The sequence below is a fragment of the Massilia sp. Masssp93 genome, from assembly GCF_059491295.1.
The window spans coordinates 3,497,505-3,522,603 of record NZ_CP168502.1; the positions used below are offsets into that span (position 1 = coordinate 3,497,505).

The 25,099-nt window shown below is 68.4% G+C and carries 17 protein-coding genes and 2 riboswitches; of the genes, 6 read left to right on the forward strand and 11 right to left on the reverse strand.

Annotation, left to right across the window (positions count from 1 at the left end):
* Positions 1-160: 160 nt before the first annotated feature.
* Complete coding sequence (locus tag ACEN9Q_RS14100; protein ID WP_495628894.1) at positions 161-1,957, forward strand: DUF885 domain-containing protein; 1,797 nt, start codon at positions 161-163, stop codon at positions 1,955-1,957.
* Here ACEN9Q_RS14100 and ACEN9Q_RS14105 read toward each other — a convergent pair.
* The 8 genes from ACEN9Q_RS14105 to ACEN9Q_RS14140 all read right to left on the reverse strand — a co-directional run bounded on the left by ACEN9Q_RS14105 (position 1,949) and on the right by ACEN9Q_RS14140 (position 14,257).
* Positions 1,949-2,437 (reverse strand): hypothetical protein, encoded by a 489-nt coding sequence (locus ACEN9Q_RS14105; RefSeq protein WP_495628895.1) that lies wholly within the window; start codon positions 2,435-2,437, stop codon positions 1,949-1,951. The two genes, ACEN9Q_RS14100 and ACEN9Q_RS14105, sit on opposite strands and share 9 nt — an antisense overlap.
* Complete coding sequence (gene def / locus ACEN9Q_RS14110; protein ID WP_056435627.1) at positions 2,434-2,970, reverse strand: peptide deformylase; 537 nt, start codon at positions 2,968-2,970, stop codon at positions 2,434-2,436. The genes ACEN9Q_RS14105 and def overlap by 4 nt, the downstream gene beginning before the upstream one ends.
* Entirely contained in the window at positions 2,967-3,857 is an 891-nt protein-coding gene (gene galU, locus ACEN9Q_RS14115; protein ID WP_495628896.1) for a UTP--glucose-1-phosphate uridylyltransferase GalU, read from the reverse strand. Before galU ends, def begins: the two co-directional genes overlap by 4 nt.
* 10 nt (positions 3,858-3,867) lie before the next feature.
* Complete coding sequence (gene ligA / locus ACEN9Q_RS14120) at positions 3,868-6,231, reverse strand: NAD-dependent DNA ligase LigA (RefSeq protein ID WP_495625025.1); 2,364 nt, start codon at positions 6,229-6,231, stop codon at positions 3,868-3,870.
* Between the two features lie 7 nt (positions 6,232-6,238).
* Positions 6,239-7,423 carry a cell division protein ZipA C-terminal FtsZ-binding domain-containing protein gene (locus tag ACEN9Q_RS14125; protein ID WP_056435636.1) on the reverse strand — a complete coding sequence of 395 codons (1,185 nt, stop codon included), beginning with the start codon at positions 7,421-7,423 and terminating at the stop codon, positions 6,239-6,241.
* Complete coding sequence (gene smc / locus ACEN9Q_RS14130) at positions 7,420-10,944, reverse strand: chromosome segregation protein SMC (RefSeq protein ID WP_495625026.1); 3,525 nt, start codon at positions 10,942-10,944, stop codon at positions 7,420-7,422. The genes ACEN9Q_RS14125 and smc overlap by 4 nt, the downstream gene beginning before the upstream one ends.
* A 93-nt stretch (positions 10,945-11,037) precedes the next feature.
* Positions 11,038-11,706 (reverse strand): phosphatase PAP2 family protein, encoded by a 669-nt coding sequence (locus tag ACEN9Q_RS14135; RefSeq protein WP_495625027.1) that lies wholly within the window; start codon positions 11,704-11,706, stop codon positions 11,038-11,040.
* Positions 11,707-11,737: 31 nt separating this feature from the next.
* Positions 11,738-14,257 carry a DUF1631 family protein gene (locus tag ACEN9Q_RS14140; protein WP_495625028.1) on the reverse strand — a complete coding sequence of 840 codons (2,520 nt, stop codon included), beginning with the start codon at positions 14,255-14,257 and terminating at the stop codon, positions 11,738-11,740.
* Between the two features lie 395 nt (positions 14,258-14,652).
* Between ACEN9Q_RS14140 and ACEN9Q_RS14145 the strand changes: the two genes are divergently transcribed.
* Positions 14,653-14,898, forward strand: a complete 246-nt coding sequence (locus ACEN9Q_RS14145) for a hypothetical protein (protein WP_056436826.1) — start codon at positions 14,653-14,655, stop codon at positions 14,896-14,898.
* A gap of 130 nt (positions 14,899-15,028) precedes the next feature.
* Here the strand turns inward: ACEN9Q_RS14145 and ACEN9Q_RS14150 are convergent, their stop codons facing one another.
* Entirely contained in the window at positions 15,029-15,586 is a 558-nt protein-coding gene (locus ACEN9Q_RS14150; protein WP_056435642.1) for an ATP-dependent Clp protease proteolytic subunit, read from the reverse strand.
* A 157-nt stretch (positions 15,587-15,743) separates the two neighbouring features.
* Positions 15,744-15,829: riboswitch (glycine riboswitch) on the forward strand.
* A gap of 16 nt (positions 15,830-15,845) precedes the next feature.
* Positions 15,846-15,948: riboswitch (glycine riboswitch) on the forward strand.
* Positions 15,949-16,000: 52 nt separating this feature from the next.
* Here ACEN9Q_RS14150 and gcvT point away from each other — a divergent pair.
* The 3 genes from gcvT (at position 16,001) to gcvP (ending at position 20,610) form a co-directional block, all read left to right on the forward strand.
* The gene (gene gcvT, locus ACEN9Q_RS14155; RefSeq protein WP_495625029.1) at positions 16,001-17,140 is read left to right on the forward strand and encodes a glycine cleavage system aminomethyltransferase GcvT; all 1,140 of its coding nucleotides are present in this window, start codon (positions 16,001-16,003) and stop codon (positions 17,138-17,140) included.
* A gap of 50 nt (positions 17,141-17,190) precedes the next feature.
* Complete coding sequence (gene gcvH / locus ACEN9Q_RS14160; protein ID WP_056435649.1) at positions 17,191-17,571, forward strand: glycine cleavage system protein GcvH; 381 nt, start codon at positions 17,191-17,193, stop codon at positions 17,569-17,571.
* Positions 17,572-17,730: 159 nt separating this feature from the next.
* Positions 17,731-20,610 (forward strand): aminomethyl-transferring glycine dehydrogenase, encoded by a 2,880-nt coding sequence (gene gcvP, locus ACEN9Q_RS14165; protein ID WP_495625030.1) that lies wholly within the window; start codon positions 17,731-17,733, stop codon positions 20,608-20,610.
* Positions 20,611-20,873: 263 nt separating this feature from the next.
* Here gcvP and ACEN9Q_RS14170 read toward each other — a convergent pair whose 3' ends face one another.
* Positions 20,874-22,490, reverse strand: coding sequence for an MCP four helix bundle domain-containing protein (locus ACEN9Q_RS14170; RefSeq protein WP_495625031.1), 1,617 nt, complete (start codon positions 22,488-22,490; stop codon positions 20,874-20,876).
* 159 nt (positions 22,491-22,649) lie between these two features.
* On the opposite strand from ACEN9Q_RS14170, the gene ACEN9Q_RS14175 reads away from it, so the two are divergent.
* Positions 22,650-22,976 carry a hypothetical protein gene (locus tag ACEN9Q_RS14175; protein ID WP_495625032.1) on the forward strand — a complete coding sequence of 109 codons (327 nt, stop codon included), beginning with the start codon at positions 22,650-22,652 and terminating at the stop codon, positions 22,974-22,976.
* A 146-nt stretch (positions 22,977-23,122) separates the two neighbouring features.
* On the opposite strand, the gene ACEN9Q_RS14180 is transcribed toward ACEN9Q_RS14175, so the two are convergent.
* Positions 23,123-24,790, reverse strand: coding sequence for a peptide chain release factor 3 (locus ACEN9Q_RS14180; protein ID WP_495625033.1), 1,668 nt, complete (start codon positions 24,788-24,790; stop codon positions 23,123-23,125).
* Between the last annotated feature and the right edge of the window lie 309 nt (positions 24,791-25,099).

Genomic DNA, 25,099 nt, shown 5'->3' on the forward strand with positions numbered 1-25,099 from the left:
GATTGGGACGCGCCATCTTGGCATGCGGTGCGCGGGCCGCGGTTGAGCGGCCGCAGTGCGCCAAACGATGAGCAAGACTGGCGGCGGCCGGGCCGGCCGGGTAATATCGTGTGATGAGGCAATACCATGCCTCGCACACGACCTCGACCACAGGACATCCATGAAGCAGACCTTGCTTGCCGCCACCCTTTTGCTCGCCCTCTCGCCCCCGATCGCGGCGCGGGCACTCGCCGCGCCGGCGCCCGCTTCCGCGAAAGCGGCGACCCGGGCCGACAAGCAGTTCCAGGCCATCTACCGGGCCGAGTGGCAATGGCGCGTCAAGCAGCGGCTCGCGTGGGACGAGGACGAGCCGCGCGACGCCGGCGCCGAACTGCCCCGGGTCGACGCGCGCACGCAGGCCGCGCGCCTCGCGCAGTGGCAAGGCGTGCTGCGGCGGCTGGACGGCGTCCGCGCGGCCGACCTGTCGCCGCTTGAACGCATCAACTACGCCGTGTACCGCGCGCAGATCGCCGCGTTCGTGGAGGCCCAGCGCTTCCGCGAATTCGAACAGCCCGTGAACGCGGACAGCGCGTTCTGGTCCGACATCGCCTACATCGCGCGCCGCCCGCTCAAGACCGCGGAGGAATACCGCGCCTATCTGGGCCAGTTGGGCGACCTGCCCCGCTACTTCGGCGAGGAACTGGACAATATGCGGGCCGGCCTCGCGCGCGGCTTCACGCCGCCGCAGGTCACCTTGGCCGGCCGCGACGCACCGCTGCTGAACATCGTGAACGCGAAGAACCCGGAGGACACGGTGTGGTACACGCCATTCACGGCGATGCCGGCGACGATCCCCGGGGACGAACAGGCGCGCCTGCGCGCGCAGGGCGTCGCGCTGATCGAGAGCGCCGTCAAACCGGCCTATGCGCAGGCCCTCGCATTCTTCCGCGACGAGTACGTCCCCAGGGCCCGCACGACCCTCGCGGCCGAGAGCCTGCCGGACGGGAAAGCGTATTACCAGTCGAAGATCGTCGAGTACACGACGACGTCGCTGAGCGCGCAGCAGATCCACGCCATCGGCCTGAGCGAGATGGCGAAGATCCGCGCCGAGATGCAGCACACGATGGAGCAAGCCGGCTTCAAGGGCGACCTGCCCGCGTTCCTCGCCTTCCTGCGCAGCGACCCGCAGTTCTACGCGAAGACGCCGCAGGAATTGCTGATGCGCGCCGCCTGGATCGCCAAGAAATTCGACGGCAAGGCCGACCAGTACTTCGGCTACCTGCCGCGCCGCCGCTTTTCCATCGTGCCCGTGCCGCCGGACCAGGCGCCCTATTACACGTCGGCGCGCGGCGGGCCGGGCATCTACCTCGTCAACACGTACGACCTGCCGGCGCGCGCGCTGTACAGCCTTCCCGCGCTGACCCTGCACGAATCGGCGCCGGGCCACGCGTTCCAGATGCCGGTGGCGCTGGAACAGCACGGCGTGCCGCCGTTCCGCCGCGCATACATCTCGGCGTACGGCGAAGGCTGGGCCCTGTACTGCGAGCGCCTGGGCAGCGAGATGGGGATGTACGAAACGCCGTACGAAACGTTCGGCATGCTGAGCTACCAGGCCTGGCGCGCTGCCCGCCTCGTCGTCGACACGGGCATCCACGCGATGGGCTGGACGCGCGCGCAGGCGCAGGCATATTTGCACGACAATACGGCGCTGTCCGACCACGAGATCGAGACGGAGGTGGACCGCTACATCTCCTGGCCGGGACAGGCGCTGTCGTACTACCTGGGGGAGATGGCGATCATGGAAGCGCGCAGGAAAGCCGAGGCGGCGCTGGGCGGGAAATTCGACATCCGCGCCTTCCACGACACGGTGCTGCAGCTGGGCTCCGTGCCGTTGCCGGTGTTGCAGGCGCGGATCGATACGTTCATCGCGGAAGGCGGCAAGTCGCCGTATCCAGCCGACACGCGATCGTCAGAATAACCTGACCTTCAACTGCACGGAAATCCCGCCGTACAGGCGGTCCTTGTAGCTGGGGATCACGCCCACGTTGACACCCACGCGCCGGTACTCGTACGTGAACGTCGGCACGACGGCCGGAAACCAGCCGCGGTCGCGCATCTTCGGATAGCCATCGAATGCCGCGATGGCCGCGCCCAGGCGCACGGGGCCCAGCGCGTACGGCTGCCACAACACGCCCGCGTAATTCGAATAAAAGCGGTCGCTGTTGACGAAGCGCCCGGCGGCGGCCGCCATCGTGCCGGAAAACCGGTATTCGACGCCGATGCCGCGATTGCCGCCGTTGAGGTTCTTGTCCCGGTCGAAGTGATACGTGGCGAAGCCGCTGTCGACCCACAGCTCGCGCTGCGGGTCGGCCGGGATCTTCGTGAACAGGTCGTCGGCGTGCGCGCCCGCGCCGGCGCAAGCCAGTGTCAGCACGGCGATGAGGCGGTGGGGCTTCAATCGTCGGCCTTCGGGTCGAGATCGGGGAACATCACTTCGGTGAAGCCGAAGCGGGAAAAATCGCGGATGCGCATGGGGTACAGGATGCCGAGCAGATGGTCGACCTCGTGCTGCACGACGCGCGCATGGAAACCGTCGACGTCGCGGCTGATCGGCCGGCCGTACTGGTCGACGCCCTCGTAGTGCAGGCGCGTGTAGCGCGGCACGCTGCCGCGCAGGCCCGGCACCGACAGGCAGCCTTCGAAGCCCTCTTCCATCTCGTCCGACAAGGGCTTCAGCACAGGGTTGATCAGCACCGTCTCCGGCACGGCCGGCGCGTCCGGATAGCGCTGGTTCTTGCCGAAGCCGAAGATCACGAGCTGCAGGTTGACGCCGATCTGCGGCGCGGCGAGGCCCGCGCCGTTCACGGCGTGCATCGTCTCGAACATGTCGGCGACGAGCGCGTGCAGCTCGGGCGTGTCGAAGTCGCGCACGGGTTCGGCCACGCGCAGCAGGCGCGGGTCGCCCATCTTGAGGATATCGCGGATCGTCATGTCGGCAGGCCCGCGCACAACTGCGTCAGGAATTCGCGGTAGCCTTCGGCCGTCTCCGGGTGCTTCATGCCGATGGCGGCGGTGGCCTTCAGGTAGCCGAGCTTGGAGCCGCAGTCGTAGCGGGTGCCGGCATAGCGGTACGCGAGCACGCGTTCGCGCGTCATCAAGGAGGCGATGCCGTCGGTCAGCTGGATCTCGCCGCCGGCGCCCGTGCCCAGGTTTTCCAGGTGCTCGAAGATCGCGCCCGACAGCACGTAGCGTCCCACGACGGCCAGGGTCGACGGCGCGTCCTCGGGCTTCGGCTTCTCGACGATGCCGGAGACGAGCTCCAGGTCCGGCCGGTAGGCGCTCGCGCTGACGACGCCGTACTGGCGCGTGTTCGCGCGCGGCACGTCCTGCACCGCGAGCACGCTGCATTTCTCGTAGCCGTACAGGTCCGTCATCTGCGCCAGCACGGGCTTGTGGCCCTCGGCCGTGTCCATGAAGTCGTCGGCCAGCAGCACGGCGAACGGCTCGTTGCCGATCACGGGACGCGCGCACAGCACGGCGTGGCCCAGGCCCAGCGCGGCCGGCTGGCGGATGTAGATGCAGTTGACGTTCTTCGGGATCACCTGCTGCACGAGCTTCAGCAATTCATTCTTGCCGGCCGCTTCCAGCTCGGATTCCAGTTCGTAGGCCTTGTCGAAATGGTCTTCGATGGCGCGCTTGTTCCGGCCCGTGATGAACACCAGTTCCGTGACGCCGGCGGCGACCGCCTCCTCGACCGCGTACTGGATCAGCGGCTTGTCGACGATGGGCAGCATTTCCTTCGGCTGCGCCTTGGTGGCCGGCAGGAAGCGGCTGCCGAGGCCTGCGACCGGGAATACGGCTTTCTTGATTACGGTCATTCGTGCTCCGTCAAATTGATTGGGTTGAATTCTGTGCGCCGCCCAGCAGCGCGAGCAATCCGGCTTCGTCCAGCACGGTCACCCCGAGCGCCTCGGCCTTTTCCAGCTTGCTGCCCGCCTCCGCGCCCGCGACGACGTACGACGTCTTCTTCGACACGGAACCGGACACCTTGCCGCCCGCCTGTTCGATCAGCGCGCCCGCCGCGTCGCGCGACATCGTCGGCAACGTCCCCGTCAGCACGAACGTCTTGCCTGCCAGCGGGCCGGCCGCATCGGCGGCCTCCTGAGGCAGCAGCGCGAGCAGCTCGGTGCGCAGGCTGGCTATCGCGGCCAGCAGGTCGCGGTTGGCGGGCAGCGCCATCCATTGTTCGAGCGCCGTCACCACGGTGTCCGGCAGGCCGAACACGCTGAAGATCTTCAGGTGCGCGAGGTCGTCCAGGGTGCGGCCGTCGGCCAGCAGCTGGCGCGCGCGCGGCTCCGTCAGTTTCGGGATCGCGAGTGCCGTCAACAGGCCCACGTCGTCGAGTTTTTCGCGCAGTTGCGCGCGCGGCGCGTGTTCGCCCTGCGGCGCGACGCCGGCCGCCAGCAGGTCGTTCAACGCCTGCTGGTTCTTCGGCTCCGCGAAGAAGTCGGCGATGGCTTCCGCGACCGTGCCGCCGATGTCGGGCAGCACGCGCAGCAGCGCGGCCGGCGCGCGGCGCACGAGGGCCAGGCTGCCGAGCCAGTCGGCCAGCGTCTTCGCCGTCGATTCGCCCACGTGGCGGATGCCCAGTGCGAACAGCAGGCGTTCCAGCGGCGGGTTCTTGCTCGCGGCGATGGCGGCGAGCAGGTTGTCGGCCCACTTGGTCGCGACCTTGCCCTGCTTGACCGTCTCCGGCGTCGTGCCGTCGCGTTCATCCGCCAGGCGCTTCATCTTGAGAAGGTCGTCCAGCGTGAGGCGGTACAGGTCGGCCACGCCGTGAATCAGGTCGCATTCGACGAGGCTGTCGATGTAGCGGTCGCCCAGGCCTTCGATGTCCATCATGCGGCGGCCCGCGAAGTGGCGGATCGCTTCCTTGCGCTGCGCGGCGCATGTCAGGCCGCCGGAGCAGCGCGCGATGGCCTCGCCCTCTTCGCGCACCACGTGCGAGCCGCACACCGGACACGTCTTCGGCAGCACGTACACGGCGGGTTCCGGCGCCGGACGGCGTTCCAGCACGACGGACAGCACTTCCGGGATCACGTCGCCGGCGCGGCGCACGACCACCGTGTCGCCCACGCGCACGTCCTTGCGGCGCACTTCGTCCTCGTTGTGCAGGGTCGCATTCGTGACGGTGACGCCGCCGACGGAGACGGGCACGAGGCGCGCCACCGGCGTGATCGCACCCGTGCGGCCCACCTGCACGTCGATGGCGGACACCGTCGTCAGCGCTTCCTCGGCCGGGAATTTATGGGCCAGCGCGAAGCGCGGCGCGCGCGACACGAACCCCAGTTCGCGCTGGTCCGCGAGGCGGTCGACCTTGTAGACGACGCCGTCGATTTCGTACGGCAGCGATTTGCGGCGCGCGCCGATGTCGCGGAAATAACCCAGCATGCCTTCGCACCCGGTCACCACGGCCCGTTCCTTCGACACGGGCAGGCCGAGCCTGTCCAGCCAGTCGAGCGCCTTCGAATGCGACTCGGGCAGCGCCGCGCCCTCCAGGAGGCCGATGCCGTAGGCGAAGAAGCGCAGCCGGCGCTGCGCCGTGATGCGCGCGTCGAGCTGGCGCAGGCTGCCCGCGGCCGCGTTGCGCGGGTTCGCGAATTCCTTCTGGCCAGCGTCGCGCTGGCGCTGGTTCAGGCGTTCGAAGTCTTCCTTGAACATCAGGACCTCGCCGCGCACTTCCAGCACGTCCGGCACCTCCTCGCCACGCAAGCGCAGCGGGATCACGCGCACCGTGCGGATGTTCGCCGTGACGTCCTCGCCCGTGTAGCCGTCGCCGCGCGTGGCGGCCTGCACGAACACGCCGTTCTCGTACCGCAGGCTCATCGCGAGACCATCGAATTTCAGTTCGGCCGCATAGGCGACGTGCGCGTGGCCCAGGCCGTCGCGCACGCGGCGGTCGAAGTTGTCGATGTCGTCGTCGCTAAAGCCGTTGTTCAGCGAGAGCATCGGCACGGCGTGCGTGACCTGCTTGAATTCCGGGATCGGCGCGGCGCCCACGCGCGACGTCGGCGAGTCCACCGACACGGCCTGCGGATGCTGCGCTTCCAGCTCCTGCAGCTCGCGGAACAGGCGGTCGTACTCGGCGTCCGGGATCGTCGGCGCGTCCAGCACGTGGTAGTTGTAGATGTGGTGGTTCAGTTCCTTGACCAGCCACGCCATCCGTTCCAGCGCATTGTCCAAATCGCCCATCGTCACCTCAGCTGAACAGGCGCAGCGCGCGCGTGGAACCGGCCGCGATGTCGGCCGCGTCCATCTCCTGGTAGAACTCGCGCACCTGGCCCGCGATCTCTTCCAGCGCCTCGTCCGTCAGCGGCTGGTCGAAATCGTCGACGACGGCGGCGTCCAGGCGCTGCACGAGGTCTTTCGCACAGGCGACCATCTTGCCGAAGCCGTCGCGGGCCGGGGCCACGCACGGCACGTCCAGCAGCAGGGTGAGGCGCGAGGTGGTGTCGGCGCCCAGCGTCACGTTGGTCGACAGCGTGAACAGGGTGCCGCTGCCCTCCTCCTTGTCCGCCATGACGAACTTGCCGTCCGGGCGCACGTCGAAACCCGCGTTTTCCAGCGCGCCGATGAGGGTCGCCATCGCCCACGGCGCGCCTTTCGACGCCAGGTTCACGCCCAGCTGGGCGTCGTGGCCGGCGACGAAGCGGTGCAGCGTCTTCGCCTCGCTCATCACTTCGATCATGTCCGGCACTTCCGGCTCGGCGCCAATCTCGTCGGCGACGGCGCGCAGGCGCGTGACCATTTCCGAGTATTCCAGTTCGTTCAGGGCCGTCGTGCGCGTGGCCAGCTGGACGCCGGCCTGCAGCTTCGTGTACACGCCGCCGTGCACGATCGGTTCCCAGTCGCCGTTCACGGCCAGGCCGACGAAGTGCACCGGCTTGTTGCCCACGCGGCGCAGTTGCAGCAGCGCCGGCAGGATGCGGTCGCCGCGCAGCGGGCCTTCCGAATTCAGCGGGATGAGGCAATCGATCAGCGGATCGACGAGGTTCTCGGCCAGTTGCGCGGGCGGCGTGTCCGGTTTCACGGCCGGCAGCTCGGCGACGGGGTCCAGCGCGGCGGCCGCCGCCGGCACCGGCGCGGCGGCCGGCGCGGGGCCCGGCGCCGCATGCTGCAGCGGCTCCGCGTAAATCGCCGGTTCGGTCAGCACGTCGTGACTCGGTTCCGGCGCGCCGTCCAGCACAGGCTCCTGGCGCAGGGCGTCCGGCGAAAAATCGCGCTCGGGCGCGGCGCCGCCTTTCATCAGCACGTCGTCGTGGTCGTGCGCGAACGCGCGCTCGACGCTCTTGCGGGCCTTGTATTCCTGCCACTTGTTGTAACTAATGACGCCGACGACGAAGACGCCGCCGGCCGCGATCAGGCTCATTTGAAAGTCTGTCATGCTGCTTGTGCCTCAGTAGCGAAATTCGCGGCGGACTCCATGTCCACCGCCACGATGCGCGACACGCCCTGCTCCTGCATCGTCACACCGATCAGTTGGTTGGCCATCTCCATCGCGATCTTGTTGTGCGAGATGAAGAGGAATTGGGTATGGTCCGACATGCGCTTGACCATGCGGCAGAAGCGCTCGGTATTGGCGTCGTCCAGCGGCGCGTCGACCTCGTCGAGGAGGCAGAACGGCGCCGGGTTCAGGCGGAACATCGAGAACACGAGCGCGGTCGCCGTCAGCGCCTTTTCGCCGCCGGACAGCAGGTGGATCGTCGCGTTCTTCTTGCCCGGCGGCTGGGCCATCACCTGCACGCCGGCGTCGAGGATCTCTTCGCCCGTCATCACGAGCTTCGCCGTGCCGCCGCCGAACAGGATCGGGAACAGTTCGGAGAAGTTCGCGTTGACGCGGTCGAACGTATCCTGCAGCAGGTCGCGCGATTCGCGGTCGATGCGGCCGATCGCGCCTTCCAGCGTGGCGATCGCCTCCTGCAGGTCGTTGTTCTGGGCGTCGAGGAAGCGTTTCCGCTCCGTCGCCTGCGCCAGTTCCTCGACCGCGGCCAGGTTGACCGCGCCCAGCGCCGCGATGGCGTTCGTCAGGCGCGTCACCTCGCCCTGCAGGTACGACGGCTTCATTTCGGGATCGAGCTTTTCCGCCAGCACCGCCTCGTCGGCGCCGGTGGCGGACAGCGCTTCCGCGAACTGTTCCTGGTTCAGGCGCGCGGCCTGCTCCTTGAGCTGCATCTCGGTGATGCGCTCGCGCTGCGGCTGCAGGCCGCGCTCCGCCTGCATGCGGGCTTCTTCCGCCGCGCGCAGTTGCTGCGTGAGCTGGTCCAGTTCGTGGCGCGCATCGGCCAGGGCCTTTTCCTGTTCGGTGCGGCGCGCCAGCAGGCCCTGCAGGCCCTCGGCGGCCGCGCCGGATTCCAGCGCTTCCAGTTCCAGCTTGCCGGCGCCGATGCTCTCCAGGACCTGCGCCGCCTGCTGCTGCGCCGTGGCGATCGTGCGGCGCAATTCCTCGATGCGCGTGCGCTGCGTCTTTTCCGCGAACACGGCTTCCTGCGCGGCGCGCTCCAGGTCGCGCAGGCGCTGGCGCGCTTCGGCCAGCACGCGCTCCTGTTCCTGGAACTCGACCTGGCCATCCTCGTGGGCGCCCTGCAGCTCGGCCAGTTCCATGTCCAGCTCTTCGAACTGCGCTTCCGCTTCCGCCTTGGCCTGGCGCTGCTCCGCTTCCTGCGCGGCGATCTCGTCGAGGTCCGCCGCGATCTGGCCGCTGCGCTGGTTGAAGCGCGCCTCGACCTCGGCCTGTTTCACCACCTCGATCTGCAGCGCATGCACTTCGCGCTGCAACGTCGCGACCTTCTGGCGGCCGTCCTGCAGGCGGCGCTGCAGATCGCTCACGGCAGCGTCGGCGCGGGTGGCGCGGGTGCGGGCCTCGTCCAGCAGCAGCACCTGCGCGCGCAACTGTTTGCCGATGTTGTCGATCTCGTGCTGGCGCGCGAGCACGCCGTCCTGCTCGGCGTCGGCCGCGTAGAAGCGCACGCTGCCGCTCGTGACCATGTGGCCTTGCGGCGTGACGAAGCAAGCGCCCGCCGGCAGCTTGCCGCGCTGGGCGAGCGCCGTGCCGGGATCGTCGGCCGCGTAGACGCCGAACAGCCAGTCGTCCAGCAGGCCGCGCAGGCCCGGGTCGTTCAGCTTCAGCAGGCTCGCGAACGGCTTCAGGCCGTGGTGGTCGACCGCCGCGCCGCTGCCCGCGGCCGGCGAATACAGCGCGAGGCGGGCCGGCGGCGCATCGCCGAAGAAGCCGCGCGCCCAGTCGAGGTTCGACACTTCCAGCGCGCCCGTGCGCTCGCGCAGCACGGATTCCAGCGCGGTCTCCCAGCCCGTCTCGATGTCGAGCTTCTGCCACAGGCGCGGCAGCTTGTCCAGTTCGTGCTTCTGCAGCCACGGCTGGACCTTGCCCTGCGTCTGCACGCGTTCCTGCAACTGGCGCAGCGCGGACAGCCGCGCTTCCAGCTTCGCGTTCGATGCCGACTCCTGCTGGACCTGCGCATGCGCGTCGCGCCGTTCCTGCTCGACGGCTTCCTGGCGGCTCGCCGCCTCTTCCAGCATCAGGTTCTGCTCTTCCAGCGCCAGCTGCTTTTCTTCGAACTGCAAGCGCAGGTTGTCGAGGTGGCCGGCGTCCGGCAGATTCAGGCCGCCGCGTTCCTGCTGCAGGCGCTCGCGCCGGGTGGCGAGGTTCGCGAGGATGTTCGACGCGTTGCGCTGGTGCGCGGACGACAGTTCGATGCGCTGCTGGATCTGCATGATGCGGGCACGCGATTCGGTCGACTTGTTCTGCGCCTCGCGCCACGCGGCTTCCAGGTCGGGCAGGCGTTCGTTCTGGGTTTCAGACGCGATCTGCGCGCCTTCCACGCGCGCGGCCAGTTCTTCGAGGCGGAATTCCGCTTCCTCGATCTGTTCCTGCGTTTCGTTGGCCTGGTTCAGCCACTGCTCGCGCTGGGCGGTCAGGGTGCCGATCTGGTTCTGCAGGCGCGTGCGCGACTCGACGACGAACTTGATCTGCGCTTCCAGGCTGCCGATCTCGGAATTGGTCTGGTACAGCGCGCCCTGCGCCACGTGCAGGCGGTCGCCCGTGTCGAAGTGCGCCTGGCGCATGCGCTCGAGGTCCAGCTCCAGGCTGCGCATCTTCGCGTTCTGCTCTTCCAGCCCGGTCTGCGCCTGCTCCATCTCGAGGAACCAGCGCGTCTGCTCCGCCTTCGCCTCGTTGCGGCGCAGGAGCCATAAGAGTTTCTGCTTTTCTTCCTGGTCGGCCTGCAGCTGGTGGAAGCGGTTGGCGACGGCCGCCTGCGCTTCCAGCTTGTCCAGGTTGGCGTTCAGCTCGCGCAGGATGTCTTCGACGCGCAGCAGGTTCTCGCGCGTGTCGGACAGGCGGTTCTCGGTCTCGCGCCGGCGCTCCTTGTATTTCGACACGCCGGCCGCCTCCTCGAGGAACACGCGCAGCTCTTCCGGGCGCGATTCGATGATGCGCGAGATCATCCCCTGGCCGATGATGGCGTAGGCGCGCGGTCCCAGGCCCGTGCCGAGGAAGATGTCCTGGATGTCGCGCCGGCGCACGGGCTGGCCGTTGATGTAGTACGTCGACGTGCCGTCGCGGGTCAATGTGCGCTTGACGGCGATCTCGGCGTACTGGCTCCACTGGCCGGCCGCCTTGCCGGCGCTGTTGTCGAACACGAGTTCGACGGACGCGCGGCCGGCCGGCTTGCGGTTGGTGGAGCCGTTGAAGATCACGTCCTGCATCGACTCCCCGCGCAGCTCGGACGCTTTCGATTCGCCCAGCACCCACCGTACGGCATCGATGATGTTCGATTTGCCGCATCCGTTCGGGCCGACCACGCCGACCAGCTGCCCCGGCACCTGGAAATTGGTGGGATCGACGAAAGACTTAAATCCCGACAATTTGATGGAGGATAGACGCACGTTCGCTTACGGTAAGGGGGAAGTCGATAAAGGCTGCATCATACCATCTGTGCCTTGCTTTTCGGCCAAGTTTTGGCCGTCGCGCGCGCGGCTTCAGGTGCAGAGGACGGCGAAGCGCACCCGGTCCGGCGCGCACGGCGGCACATACGGCCCCTGCGCCGGTTGCCAGTCGTTGCGCAGGTACACCCGGTCGCGCCCGGACAGCGCCAGCGCGGCGGCCGTCAGCCACTGGTGGGAATAGGCCGGGTCGGCGCGCGGCAGCAGGATCGTCGCCGCGAGCAGCCCCAGCAGCAGCGGCCTGGGCGAGCAGTCCTGCGCGGCGCGGGCGCGCGCGAGGAACAGCGCGGCCGCACCCAGCCCGAGCATGCAGCCGGACAACGCCTCGCTGGGCGCATGGGCGCCCACCCGGACACGCGCCAGCGCGACGGCCGCCGCCAGCAGGCCGCCCGCCGCCACGGCCGCCACCCGCACCCGCCGCGGCTGGCGCTCGACGAGCAGGAACAGCGCGACGGGAAACACGGCGGCGGCCCGCGCGGCGTGGCCGGAGAAGCCGGTGAACGACAGCGCGCGCACGCCGATTCCCCAGCCGATGAACGCCACCTGGCTCGCGGCCGCGACGAGCATGGCGCCGGCGAACACGAGGCACCAGGCGAGCGCCAGGCGCCAGCAGCGCGCGGCGACGAGCCAGGCCGTCACGCCGGCGGCGAGCAATGAGGTGACGTTGAGTCCGCCCAGCGCGGAGAGATGGGACCACCAGAGCATGATACGTGGGACGAGGGATGCGACGGCTCGACTATAACCCGGCAGCCGGATGAGCACCAACACGCGCGGACGGCGCGATCGACGCGTCGTTGACGGCTCCCTGCGCCATCGCTTCGGACAATACCTGCCCCACGACGCCGTCGATCGCCAGCACCCGCGCGCTGCCGTCGTCGAGCGCCGCGGCCAGCTTGTCGGTCGCCAGCGAAAACGCTTCGCGCCGGCCCGCGCCCGAGAAAATGAACAAGGTCCGCAGCGGACTCACCCATGCCAGCTTGACCTTGCGCACGCCTTCGCCCAGGCGGAATTCCAGCCACATGCCGCGCTCCAGGCCGTCGACGGCGGACACCTCGGCCGCCCGCGCCGCGGCCTGCAGGGCGGCCGCATTTTCCAGCTCGACGCGGCGCAGCGCATCCTGCTGGGCCGCCTCCACCGCCAGTTCCAGCTGGCGCTCGGGCGCCAGCTCGATGGGCGCGCGCACGATGGACGCGTGGTATTCGGCCAGGCGCGCGAAGAATTGCAGGCGCTCCGCGTCCTGCCATTTGATGGCATCGAGCCATTTGTTCAGCGTCGCGAGCAGGCGCGGCAGGCGGGCGATCAGGGCCTTGCGCTGCTCCGGCGTGGCCTTGGGCTTGACGCTCCAGATCAGGTCATCCATGGCACGGGTGGCGTTGCCGACGGCGCCCGGGCGCGCATCCTCGATCGTGTGGGCGAAGGTCAGCACGGTCGTCCAGCGCTGCTCCAGGAAACCGCTGACGACGTCGATGACGTCGCCCGCCCGCACGCGCAGCGCCACGGCGTCGCGCGCGTGGCGGCCCGCGACCTCGTGTTGTTCCTGCTTGATGGCCGTCGCGACGGGGGCGGCCAGCGCCGCCTCTTGCGCGGATTCGTCGGCCGCGATACCCGCCTCCAGCTCGGCGACGGCGCTGGCGAAGGCATCCGGCTTGGCTTCACCGGCACGCGCGACGCTGCGCTGCATGGCCTGGAACAGCGGGTCGTTCACGTTCTGGCGCTGTTCCCAGCCGACGCGCGACACGAGGTCGACGAGGCGGCGCGCCGGGTGCGCTTCCTCGAAGAAGAAATTCTTGTCGAGCAGCGCCGCCTTGAGCACCGGGACCTGCAGCAGTTGCAGCAGTTCGCGCGTACGCGGCGGGATGCCGTCGTCCAGCAGTACGGTCTCGAACACGCGCGACAGCAGGTCCAGCGTGTGCTCGTCGCCGCGCGGCAGGCTGCCCTGGGGCAGGCTCTGCTTCAGGCGCGGCAGGTAGAACACGTTGTGCGGCTGGGCGCCGGACGCGCCCGTGTGCGGCGCCTGCGCCAGCGCCGGCTCGATGCGGGCCAGCAGGTCCAGCAGCGGCGCCGCGCCGCCGTACTGCGCCAGCGTGCCGTGCAGGGCGGCCGACCAGCCGGCCGGCGCGGGGTCGCCGGCCCCCATCGGCACGCCCGGCCCGGCTTGTGCGGTGGACGGCGCGAAGCCGGCGGCGGGATGCGCAGCGCCCGTCACCGCCTGCGCCAGCGCGGCGCCGGCAGCGCCATGGGCGGGAGCCATCGAAGCGCCGTGGACGGCGGGAGTCGGCACGCCATGGGCGGCAGATGCCGTCGCGCCGTGAGCGGCGGATGCCGTCGCGCCATCGGCGGCGGCCACCGGCGCGCCCTGCGCCGCCGGCGGCAGCGCGGTGCCGGGCGGCGCCGCAAACGCGCCCGCCCCGCTGGGCCGCCAGCCGCCGCCGCTGGACGGCAGGTCGGGCAGATCGGGAATCAGCGGCACGCCATCGTCGCCGCCGTCGTCGCCGAACAGCTTGCGCAACTGGTCGGCGAGGGCCGCGCGCTGGCCGGCGCGGGCCGCCTTCGCGGCGGCCGCGTCATCCGTCTTCTGGATGCGGTAGGCGTCGACGGAGCCCGGCTGGCCGCCCTTGCGCAGCGCGCCGATGAGCGCGTCGAACAGGGGCGCGAAATCGAACACGATGTCCGGACGCAGCAGGGGCAGGACGAGGCCGTGGGCATCGGCTTCCGGCTCGAATTCGCGCCACGCCGCCTCGATCGCGCCGAGGAAGACGTCGGGACGGAAGGGATTGCTGTCGGCGCGCAGCACGCCGCGCCCGAGCAGCATGCCGAGGCGCACGGCGAGGGTCGCGAGGGCGTCGGAATGGGCAATGTCGAAGGGTCGCGCGAGCGCGCCCAGGGCGAGCCGGCTGTCGATTTCCTCGAGCGGGACGAGGCTCAGCGCGGCGGCCGGCGTGCGCTTCGCAGCGGCCTCCGGCGCCAGGCGCCCGAGTTCGCGGCGCAGCGCCAGGTCGATCGCGCCCGATGCGACGTGGAAGAAGGCGTAGGCGTTGTCCTTCAGCAGCCGGGCCGCCTTCACGCGCCGGTAGATGTCCTGCGGGTCGCCCTGCTGCTGGCCGACGTCGCCCAGCGCCGCGGCCATGCGCGCCGTCATCGCGGTGAGCTGTTCCTTGACGTAGTCGCCGGCGATACCGGCGAGCGCATCCAGCGTCGCCTGCTGCGGCGACGCGGCCTTGCTGGCGGCCGGCATCTGGACTTGGCTGGAGGACATGATGGCAATGGAAACGAATGCCACGTATTGTGGCACATAATTTCCAACTGGCAATGAAAATCGATTCGCTCTTCCGTTTCGCCACATGGACGCGCCGCCGCCAGTGCCGGCGAAAGGAAAATGCTTATGCTATTGACGAGCCATCTCGACAGCGTAAAACGCTATGCTGCGCCGCAAAATACGCTTGCCGACGAATAAGAATATGCGAATGCCCCGCAAGCGGAGAAGATTATTGCTCTCGAAATGCGTCCAGTCCTACAAACGCTCAAGGGGTGATCCGATACCCGTTTAATTGCCGGGCTCGCATCATTGCGATACCGAAATCGCTACCAAATATCAATGTTTGGATGCAACTATCGGCAAGCAAGACATCTCCACTATCGAAAGGAATGATCATGGCTTCGAACAAAAAATCGCGCTCGGGCAAGCAGGGCGGCACCCACGAACAACACGTCAAGGCCGGCCAGCAAAGCCACAAGAACGACGGCAACCTGCAGTCGTCGTCGCAGTCGTCCGGCAACCAGCAGTCGGGCTCGCAGTCCGGCTCGCGCTCGGGCGGTTCGGGCGGCAGCCGCGGCGGCACCCCGGAGCAACATGCCGAGGCTGGCCGTCAAAGCCACAAGAACGACAACAAGCGCTGATCGCAGCGCACGCCGGGCGGCGCCGGTTTCCGGGCGCGGCCGCGAACGGTAGCGGCACAGGAAGTACGAACAGAGCCTGGGGCGGGAAGACCGCTGCGGGCTCTGTCTGTTTTTGCGGGCGCGCGACGGATCAGATATTGCGCAGGTACGCGCCCTTGGGCGGCGCGAAATCGACGACGTCGTCGACCATGCCTGCCGCCTTCGCGTCGCGCGCGTTCAGGTGCAGGTCGCCGTACTGGTGGATGCCCCACTGCTCCGGGGTCAGCTCGATGTGCTTGCGCAGGATCGACTCCGTGCGCGCATCGTCGGCGCGCAAGCCTTCGACGATGATGTTGAGCGCATCCGGACGCGACCCCGGCGACGCCGTCGCATGCGATTTGTGGATCATGAAGCGTGCCGTCTCGCTCGCATAGCGCTGCTTGCCCGACAGGAACAGGATCACCGCGATCGACGCCACGGCGCCGCCGTTGTACATGATGCAGTCGACGGGGGCGTTGGCCAGGAAGTTGTACAGGCACAGGCCGTCGCTCACGTAGCCGCCGTTCGACTGCAGGAGGATGTGCGCCGTCTCGATCCCGTCGTCGTTCATGCCGGCCACCGCCTCGAAGACGCGATGCACCATGTCGCTGTTCACGTCGCCGGACAGGGTGAAGTACCCCTCCTTCTGTTTTGCTTGATCTTCGCTCATAGTGGGTCTCTTCTGTCACAAGGGGGTCGTGAGGCAAGTGTAACAAAACACGTCCGCAGGCCCATGTAGCCTTGCCGCAATCGTGTGCGCACCCTCTTCCGCACCCGGACCGGCAGGCCTTCGGATTGACTTCCCGTCACCACTGACATAGACTTCGCACTCTTGATCGGGAGAGCGCAGCACAGGCTGCCGCCGAAGGGGCATCACCCAAAAACTCTCAGGCAACCGGACCGGTCGGGGGCTGCCGCGCATGGCGCGGCGGACCAACTCTGGAGAGCGGCCGTATGGCCCACCGAAGGGGCAGGCGGAACGCAACCAGAATGCGCCGCTATCTCTCAGGTACCGAGGACAGAGGGGTGTGAGAGCATGCGGGCATCCGCATGCGCGACCCCATTTTCTGCCGAGGATCCACCCATGACGCTCAAAGCGACCCCGCTCAATTCCGTACACCGTGCCCTCGGGGCCAAGATGGTCGACTTCGGCGGCTGGGACATGCCCGTCAACTACGGTTCCCAGATCGAAGAACACAATGCCGTACGCGGCGACGCCGGCATGTTCGACGTGTCCCACATGTGCGTGGTCGACTTGCGCGGCGCGAACGTGCGCGCATTCCTGCGCGGCCTGCTCGCGAACAACGTCGACAAGCTGCAGGCGCCGGGCAAGGCCCTGTACTCGTGCATGCTCAACCACCAAGGCGGCGTCATCGACGACCTGATCGTCTACTACTTTGCCGAAGACTGGTTCCGCCTCGTCGTCAACGCGGGCACGGCCGAAAAGGACATCGCTTGGATCCGCCAGCAGAACGACGCCACCGCCAGCGGGCTCACGATCACGCCGCGCCGCGCCGACCTGAGCGATGACGGCATCGCCCTCGTCGCCGTGCAGGGGCCGAACGCCCGCGCGAAAGTCTGGCAGGTCGTGCCGCAGACGCAGGCGCCGTCGGAAGGTCTGAAGCCATTCAATGCGGTCATCGTGAACGACACGCCGTTCGGCGAACTGATGGTCGCGCGCACCGGCTACACGGGCGAAGACGGCTTCGAGATCGGCGTGCCGGCCGCCCAGGTCGCCGCGCTGTGGAACGCCCTCGCCGCCGCCGGCGTCAAGCCGGCCGGCCTCGGCGCGCGCGACACGCTGCGCCTGGAAGCGGGCATGAACCTGTATGGCCAGGACATGGACGACAACGTCTCGCCGCTGGACGCCGGCCTCGCCTGGACAGTGGACCTCGTGTCCGAGCGCGCCGGTGCCCCGGACGGCTTCATCGGCAAGGCGGCCCTGCAGCAAGCCGGCCAGACGCAGCAGTTCGTCGGCCTGATCCTGCGCGAAAAAGGCGGCATCCTGCGCGCCCACCAGAAGGTCGTAGCAAGCTCGGGCAATGCCGGCGAGATCACCAGCGGCACCTTCAGCCCCTCGATGCAGCAGGCGATCGCGCTCGCGCGCGTGCCGCTGGACGTGGCCGTCGGCGACACCGTCCACGTCGAAATCCGCGACAAGAAACTGGCCGCGTCGGTCGTCAAACTGCCGTTCGTGCGTAACGGCAAGATCCTGGCATCCTGATCGAACAACACTATACTTACCGCACCATCCATCACTACGGAGTTACGCACATGAACATCCCAGCCGACCTGAAGTACACCGAGTCCCACGAGTGGATCCGCCAGGAGGCCGACGGCACCCTGACCGTGGGCATCACCGAATACGCGCAGGACGCCCTGGGCGACATCGTGTTCGTCGAACTGCCGCAGGTCGGCAAGGCCTTCACCGCCGGCGATGACGCCGCCGTCGTGGAATCCGTCAAGGCAGCCAGCGACATCTATGCGCCGGTGTCGGGCACCGTGACCGCCGTGAACCAGGCGACCGCCGACGCGCCGGATTCGATCAACGCGGATGCGTATGCCGCCTGGCTGTTCAAGCTGCAGCCGTCGGATCCTGCCGCCTTCAACAACCTGCTCGACGCGGCTGCGTACGGCAAGGCCACTGAAGGTTGATCTGATTGAACGTCATTCCCGGACTGGCCGTCCGCCTTGCCGGGAATCCAATTTCGGGCTGCCGCGCACGCTGAACTTGGGCCCCCGCCTGCGCGGGGGCGACGGTAAGTAACGCTTATCAGTAGCTCTTCACGCTGACTCTCTTTTTTGGCTTCTACCATGACCCGCACCAGCCTGACCCAACTCGAAGCACGCGATGGCTTCATCCCGCGCCACATCGGCCCGTCCGCATCCGAAGAGGCGGCCATGCTGTCCGCCCTCGGCTACGCCACGCGCGCCGCGCTGATCGACGCCGTCGTTCCCGCCAACATCCGCCGCAAGGACAAGCTGGACCTGGGCCAGTTCTTCGAGCCGCTGCCCGAGCAGGCCGCGCTCGCGAAGCTGAAAGGCATCGCGGCGCAGAACAAGGTCATGAAGTCGCTGATCGGCCAGGGCTACTACGGCACGCACACGCCGCCCGTCATCCTGCGCAACATCTTCGAAAACCCGGCCTGGTACACGGCGTACACGCCGTACCAGCCGGAGATCTCGCAGGGCCGCCTGGAAGCCATCCTGAACTTCCAGCAGGTCATCACCGACCTGACCGGCATGGGCATCGCCAACGCATCGATGCTGGACGAAGGCACGGCCGCGGCCGAAGCGATGACCTTGATCCAGCGCGTCGGCAAGTCGTCGTCGAAAGTATTCTACGTGGCCGACGACGTGCTGCCGCAGACGCTGGAAGTCATCCAGACCCGCGCCCTGCCGATCGGCGTCGAAGTGCGCACCGTCGCGGCAAGCGACATCGAGAACCTGACCGAATCGTGCTTCGGCGTGCTGCTGCAATACCCGGGCGTGAACGGCGACGTGCGCGACTACCGCGCGGCGTGCGAGAAGCTGCATGCGGCGGGCGCCATGGTCGTCGTCGCGGCCGACCTGCTGTCGCTGGCCGTGCTCACGCCGCCGGGCGAATGGGGTGCGGACGTCGTCGTCGGCAACAGCCAGCGCTTCGGCGTGCCGCTGGGCTTCGGCGGCCCGCACGCGGGCTACCTGGCGACGCGCGACGAGTACAAGCGCAGCATGGCCGGCCGCCTGGCCGGCGTCACGATCGACGCCCAGGGCAACCCGGCCTTCCGCCTCGCGCTGCAGACGCGCGAACAGCACATCCGCCGCGAAAAAGCGACCTCCAACATCTGTACGGCGCAGGTGCTGCTGGCCGTGATGGCGTCGATGTACGCCGTCTACCACGGCCCGCGGGGGCTGGAACAGATCGCGCGCCGCGTGCACCGCTACACCGGCATCCTGGCGGCCGCGCTCCAGCAGCTGGGCTTCCAGCTGGCCAACGACACCTACTTCGATACCATCACCGTCATCGCCGACAACGCCGACGACATCCACCGCGCGGCCAATGACAACGGCGTCAACCTGCGCCGAATCGACGCGCGCCACGTGGGCATCTCGCTGGACGAGACCATCACCCGCGACGACATCGCGCTGCTGGTAAGGATCTTCGGCGGCGCCGACGTCGACGTCGACACGCTGGACAAGGATGCCGCCGACGCCTGGCCGTCCGCCCTGTCCCGCACGAGCGCCTACCTGACGCACCCGACGTTCAACCGCTACCACGCCGAGCACGAGATGCTGCGCTACCTGCGCGCGCTGGCCGACAAGGACCTGGCCCTCGACCGCACGATGATCCCGCTCGGTTCGTGCACGATGAAGCTGAACGCGACGTCCGAGATGATCCCGGTGACCTGGCCCGAGTTCTCGAACATCCACCCGTTCGCGCCCGACGAGCAGACCGTCGGCTACCGCGAGATGATCGGCCAGCTGGAAGCGATGCTGTGCGCCGTGACGGGTTACGCGGGCGTGTCGCTGCAGCCGAACGCCGGCTCGCAGGGCGAATATGCCGGCCTCCTGATCATCCAGAAGTATCACCAGTCGCGCGGCGAAGGCCACCGCAACATCTGCCTGATCCCGTCGTCGGCGCACGGCACGAACCCGGCGTCCGCGAACATGGTCGGCATGAAGGTCGTCGTGACCGCGTGCGACGCCAACGGCAACGTGGACCTCGCGGACCTCAAGAAGAAAGCAGAGGAACACAGCGCCAACCTGGCCTGCGTGATGGTCACCTACCCGTCCACGCACGGCGTGTTCGAGGAAGGCATCAAGGAACTGTGCGAGATCGTGCATGCGCACGGCGGCCAGGTATATGTCGACGGCGCCAACATGAACGCGCTGGTCGGCGTGGCCGGTCCGGGCCTGTTCGGCGGCGACGTCAGCCACCTGAACCTGCACAAGACCTTCTGCATCCCGCACGGCGGCGGCGGCCCGGGCGTCGGTCCGGTGGCCGTGGCCGAACACCTCGTGCCGTTCCTGCCGAACCAGGCGTCGACCGGCTACCGACGCGGCGAGCAGGGCATCGGCGCGGTCAGTTCGGCCGCCTACGGCTCGGCGTCGATCCTGCCGATCTCGTGGATGTACATCGCGATGATGGGCGCGGACGGCCTGACCGCCGCGACGGAAATGGCGATCCTGAACGCCAACTACATCGCGCGCCGCCTGGCCCCGCACTACCCGGTGCTGTACACGGGCCACGACGGCCTCGTCGCGCACGAGTGCATCATCGACCTGCGCCCGCTGCAGGACGCCACGGGCATCAGCAACGAGGACGTGGCCAAGCGCCTGATGGACTTCGGCTTCCACGCCCCGACGATGAGCTTCCCGGTGCCGGGCACGTTGATGATCGAGCCGACCGAGTCGGAATCGAAGGCGGAGCTGGACCGCTTCATCGAGGCGATGATCTGCATCCACGCCGAGATCGTGAAGGTCGAGCGTGGCGAGTACGACCGCATGGACAACCCGCTCAAGGGCGCGCCGCACACGGCGGAAGTGGTCACGGCGGACGACTGGCAGCACACCTATTCGCGCGAAGTGGCCGCCTTCCCGGTGCCGTCGCTGCGCAAGAAGAAGTACTGGCCGCCGGTCGGCCGCGCAGACAACGCGTATGGCGACCGCAACCTGTTCTGCGGCTGCGCCCCGATCGAGGACTACGAGTAAAAGCGTTCGCGTAGCGCCGGCGTCACGCGTGGGCGGAGGCCGCCCACCCTACGGCAAGGTCGGCACCCCGTGTCCACGCGTAACGCCACGTGCCACGTCGGGTGGCGTGCCATGCCACGCGTGACGCCACGAATCCGGTAGGGTGGGCACCCCGTGCCCACGCGTGACGCCACGTGTCACGTCGGGCGGCGTGCCGTGCCACGCGTGACGCCACGAATCCGGTAGGGTGGGCACCCCGTGCCCACGCGTGACGCCGCGAGTAATCAGCGATTCTTGCCCCGGCTGGACGCCAGCCGGAGGTAGGGACGCCCGGCCCTGCCGGGACGCAGCGCATGCGTCCCCGGCGGGGCCGTTTCGTGTGCGCCCTGCACGGCTTCGTCGAGCCGGAACGCGGCCACCGTGCGTGCCAGGGCGAGCGCCTGCTGTTGCAGCGCGCGCGCGGCCAGCGCCGCCTCTTCGACCATGCGCGAACCCTGCTGCGTGAGTTCGTCCATGCGCACGATCGCCTGGGTGGCGTCGGCCAGGTCGTGCGCCCGTTTGCTGCCTTCGTTGCCCATGCCGTCGACGATGTGGGCCATGTCTTCCACCGCGCCCGCCAGGCCCGCCATCGAGGCGCCGGCGTCGAGCGCACAGGCGCCGCCGTCGTCGATCGCGGCCACGGTCTCGCGCGCGAGCGTGCGCGCCTCGCGCGCGGCGTGATACGCGCGCCGGGCCAGCGCGCGCGCTTCCCGCGCGCCGCCGTCCACATCCGAAGCAGCGCTGCCGGCCCGCGCCAGCGTGCCCTCGATCGCGGCGCCGATGCGCTCCATGCGCACGGCCGCGCGCCGCACCTGCTCCATCGTCGTCACGACGCGATGCACCATGCCGCTGCCCTCTTCCGCCACCACACCGGCGCGCGCGGCCAGGGCGTCGGCCCTGCGCGCGCCGGCGGCACCGTCGCCGAGCGCGTCCGCCAGCGCCTGCATCGACGCCGTCACGCGTTCCATCGCCTCGCGCACGTGCGCGCGCGGCGGCATGCCGGCCCGGCCCAGCGTGATCTCGCGCGACGCCGCGCCGATCGAACGGGCCGAGTCCAGCACGGTGCGCAGCTGGCCGTTCAGGCCCCGGATGCCGGCGTCGAGCTGCCGCGCCGCCTGGGCGATTTCATCGTCGCCGTAGGCGCGCGCGCGGATCGTCAGGTCGCCGCTGGCCAGGCCGCTGGCGGCCGCGCCGATCGCGCCGATATCGGCCAGCAGCGCGCGCCGCACCGCCATCGTGATGGCCAGCGAGGCCGCGATCGACAGCGCGATCACCACCGGCATCAGGATCGCGACCAGGCGGAAATCGTCGGCCGCGTCCGCGGAGGCCTGTTCGGACAGCGCCTGCTCGCGCCGCGCCAGTTCCGCCAGGCGCTGGGCGACGACGGCGAACGCGCGCTCCGCCTTGACCATGGCGTTGGCGCTGATCGACTGGTCGATCCGGGCGATCTCGATGACGTCGCGCACGGCCGGCACGTATTGCGCCCATGCCGCGCGGGCCTGGTCGACGTAGCGCTGCTCGTCCGGACTGTCGGCCGTCTGGCGCGCCAGCTGGGCGAGGCCGCGGTCGACGGCCGCGTGCTGGGCCTGCAGGTCCTGCGCGAGGGGATCGACGCGGAAACGGGGAAAACTGCCGCTGATCCAGGTCAGGACCTGGTAGGCCTGGGCGTTGGCCGTCCGTGCCGACGCCGACAGGTCGGCCGCGGCACGCATATTGGCGGCGCGGCGCTGCACGATGCTGTCGAGCGAGTCGTTCTGGCGTACCATCGCGTAATAGCTGCCCGCGGACAGCAGCACGAACAGCACCAGCACGACGCCGGGCGCCAGCAGCAGCTTGGGACCGATGCGCAGGCGGGCCAGCATGCTAGGACGCGGTCCGGTGGAGTGGGTCGAGGGAGAATGCTGGCGTCATGGTCTCCTCCTGGCTGAGCTATATTTCCGGCGTGCATTAAGTGAATGTACGCCGCCCCGCAGGTTGTCCCTTGTGATGGGTCAATCCTGTAATCGTGACAAGGAGATTGGATGAGACGTAAAAGCGTGGGCGCGTTGCTGTCGGCCCTGGTATTTCCCGGCGCGGGCCAGTACTACCTGGGGCGGCGCACGCGCGCCCTGCTGTTCCTGGCGCCGGCCGTCGTGGCCGCGATCGTGTATTTCAATTTCGCGCTCGACGCGGCGAATACGATGGCGGACCAGCTATTGAGCGGCAAGCTGGCGGCCGACCCGGCCGCGATCGAGGCGCAGCTGGCAAGCGCGCCGACGCCGGTCAGCGCCACGCTGGCCGAAATCGTGTTCGTGCTGTGTTACGTGGGGAGTATCGTGGAGGCGCTGGTCGTCAAGCCGCGGGGGTGACGGAAGCGCATGCATGGTGGGCACGCGCTTCGGACACGCGCGGTGCGCATGCGCTGCGGACACGCGCGGTGGGCACGGGGTGCCCACCCTACGGCCGTGTTTTGCGTAGGGTGGGCTCCCCGAGCCCACCATGCATGCCGACCGCGTTAATCCAGCTTCGCCGCGTGCTCGCGCGTCGCGTGGAACTGCAGCTTCGGCCAGCGTTCCTGCGTGAGGCGCAGGTTGACGCCCGACGTGGCGAGATAGGCGAGATTTCCGGCCGCATCGTAGGCGACGTTGTGCGCCAGCTGCGTCTCGAAGTCGGACAATGCCTTCTTGTCGTCGCTCGACACCCAGCGCGCGCTGCTGGTGCTGGTGCCCTCGAACACGGCATCGACGCCGTATTCGTTGAGCAGGCGGCTCGCCACGACCTCGAACTGCAGCACGCCGACGGCACCGAGAATCAGGTCGCTGCCCATCACCGGCTTGAACACCTGCACGGCACCCTCTTCGCCCAGTTGCTGCAGGCCTTTGTGGAGCTGCTTGGTCTTGAGCGGATTGCGGATGCGCACCGTGCGGAACAGCTCCGGCGCGAAGTACGGGATGCCGGTGAACGTCAGCATCTCGCCTTCCGAGAAGCTGTCGCCGATCTGCATGTTGCCGTGGTTCGGCAGGCCGATGATGTCGCCCGCGTACGCCTCTTCGACCTGCTCGCGGCTCGACGCCATGAACGTCACGACGGACGACAGCTTGACGTCGCGGCCCAGGCGCAGGTGCTTGACCTTCATGCCCTTTTCGAAACGGCCCGAGCACACGCGCAGGAAAGCGATGCGGTCGCGGTGGGCCGGGTCCATATTGGCCTGGATCTTGAAGACGAAGCCGGAGAACGGCTGCTCGTCCGGGCGCACGGCGCGCACGGTGGCGTCGCGCTCGCGCGGGGCCGGGGCCCAGTCGATCAGCGCCGACAGGATCTCGCGCACGCCGAAGTTGTTGATGGCGGAGCCGAAGAACACGGGGGTCTGCACGCCCGCCAGGAAGCGCTCCAGGTCGAACGGATGCGACGCGCCGTGCACCAGCTCCACTTCCATCTTGAGCTGGTCCATCTCGAGCGGGAACATCTCGGCCAGGCGCGGATTGTCGATGCCCTTGATGATCTCGTAGGCGCCGTCGGCCTTTTCCTCGCCGGCCTTGAACAGCATGACTTCGTCGTTCAGCAGGTGATACACGCCGCGGAAGTTCTTGCCCATGCCGATCGGCCACGTGACGGGCGCGCACTCGATCTTGAGCACGGATTCCACCTCGTCGAGCAGTTCGAGCGGGTCGCGGGTTTCGCGGTCGAGCTTGTTCATGAAGGTGACGATCGGCGTGTCGCGCATGCGGCAGACGTCGAGCAGCTTGATCGTCTGTTCTTCCACGCCCTTGGCCGCGTCGATCACCATCAGCGCGGAGTCGACGGCCGTCAGCACGCGGTACGTGTCTTCCGAAAAGTCCTGGTGGCCCGGGGTGTCGAGCAGGTTGATCACGTGGTCGCGGAATTCGAACTGCATCACCGACGACGCCACCGAGATGCCGCGCTGCTTTTCGATGTCCATCCAGTCCGACGTCGCATGGCGGCCGCTCTTGCGGCCCTTGACCGTGCCGGCCAGCTGGATCGCGCCCGAGAACAGCAGCAGTTTTTCGGTCAACGTCGTCTTGCCGGCGTCGGGGTGGGAAATGATGCCGAAGGTGCGGCGGCGCGCGACTTCGCGCGCGATCGTGGCGGCGGGCTTGCTGGTGGCACCAGCGTCTTGGCCGTCCTGGAGGTCGGTGGTGGTTGCGTCGATTTCGTTGGACATGGTCTCGCCGTGGGGCGCTTGCAAAACTCTCGATTTTACCGGGTCCGGCGTACCTTGTGTGAACCAATTCCTGGCGCACCGGAGCGGGCTTCGTGTAGGAGCATTCGGGCGCGGGATGTGCGGATGGGCAAGTTCGGCGGGACGAAACGCAATGGCGGCGGCCGCATCGAGCGTATGGATGTGGCCGAAATGGCGGGAACGGCCGGGCATTCAAACGTTTTAGTGCCGCCAAACCATTATTGAAGTGACAAAAGAAGGGCTCAACCGAAAGTTTCTCTCTAGTAGGACTGGACTGACAAAACATCATGC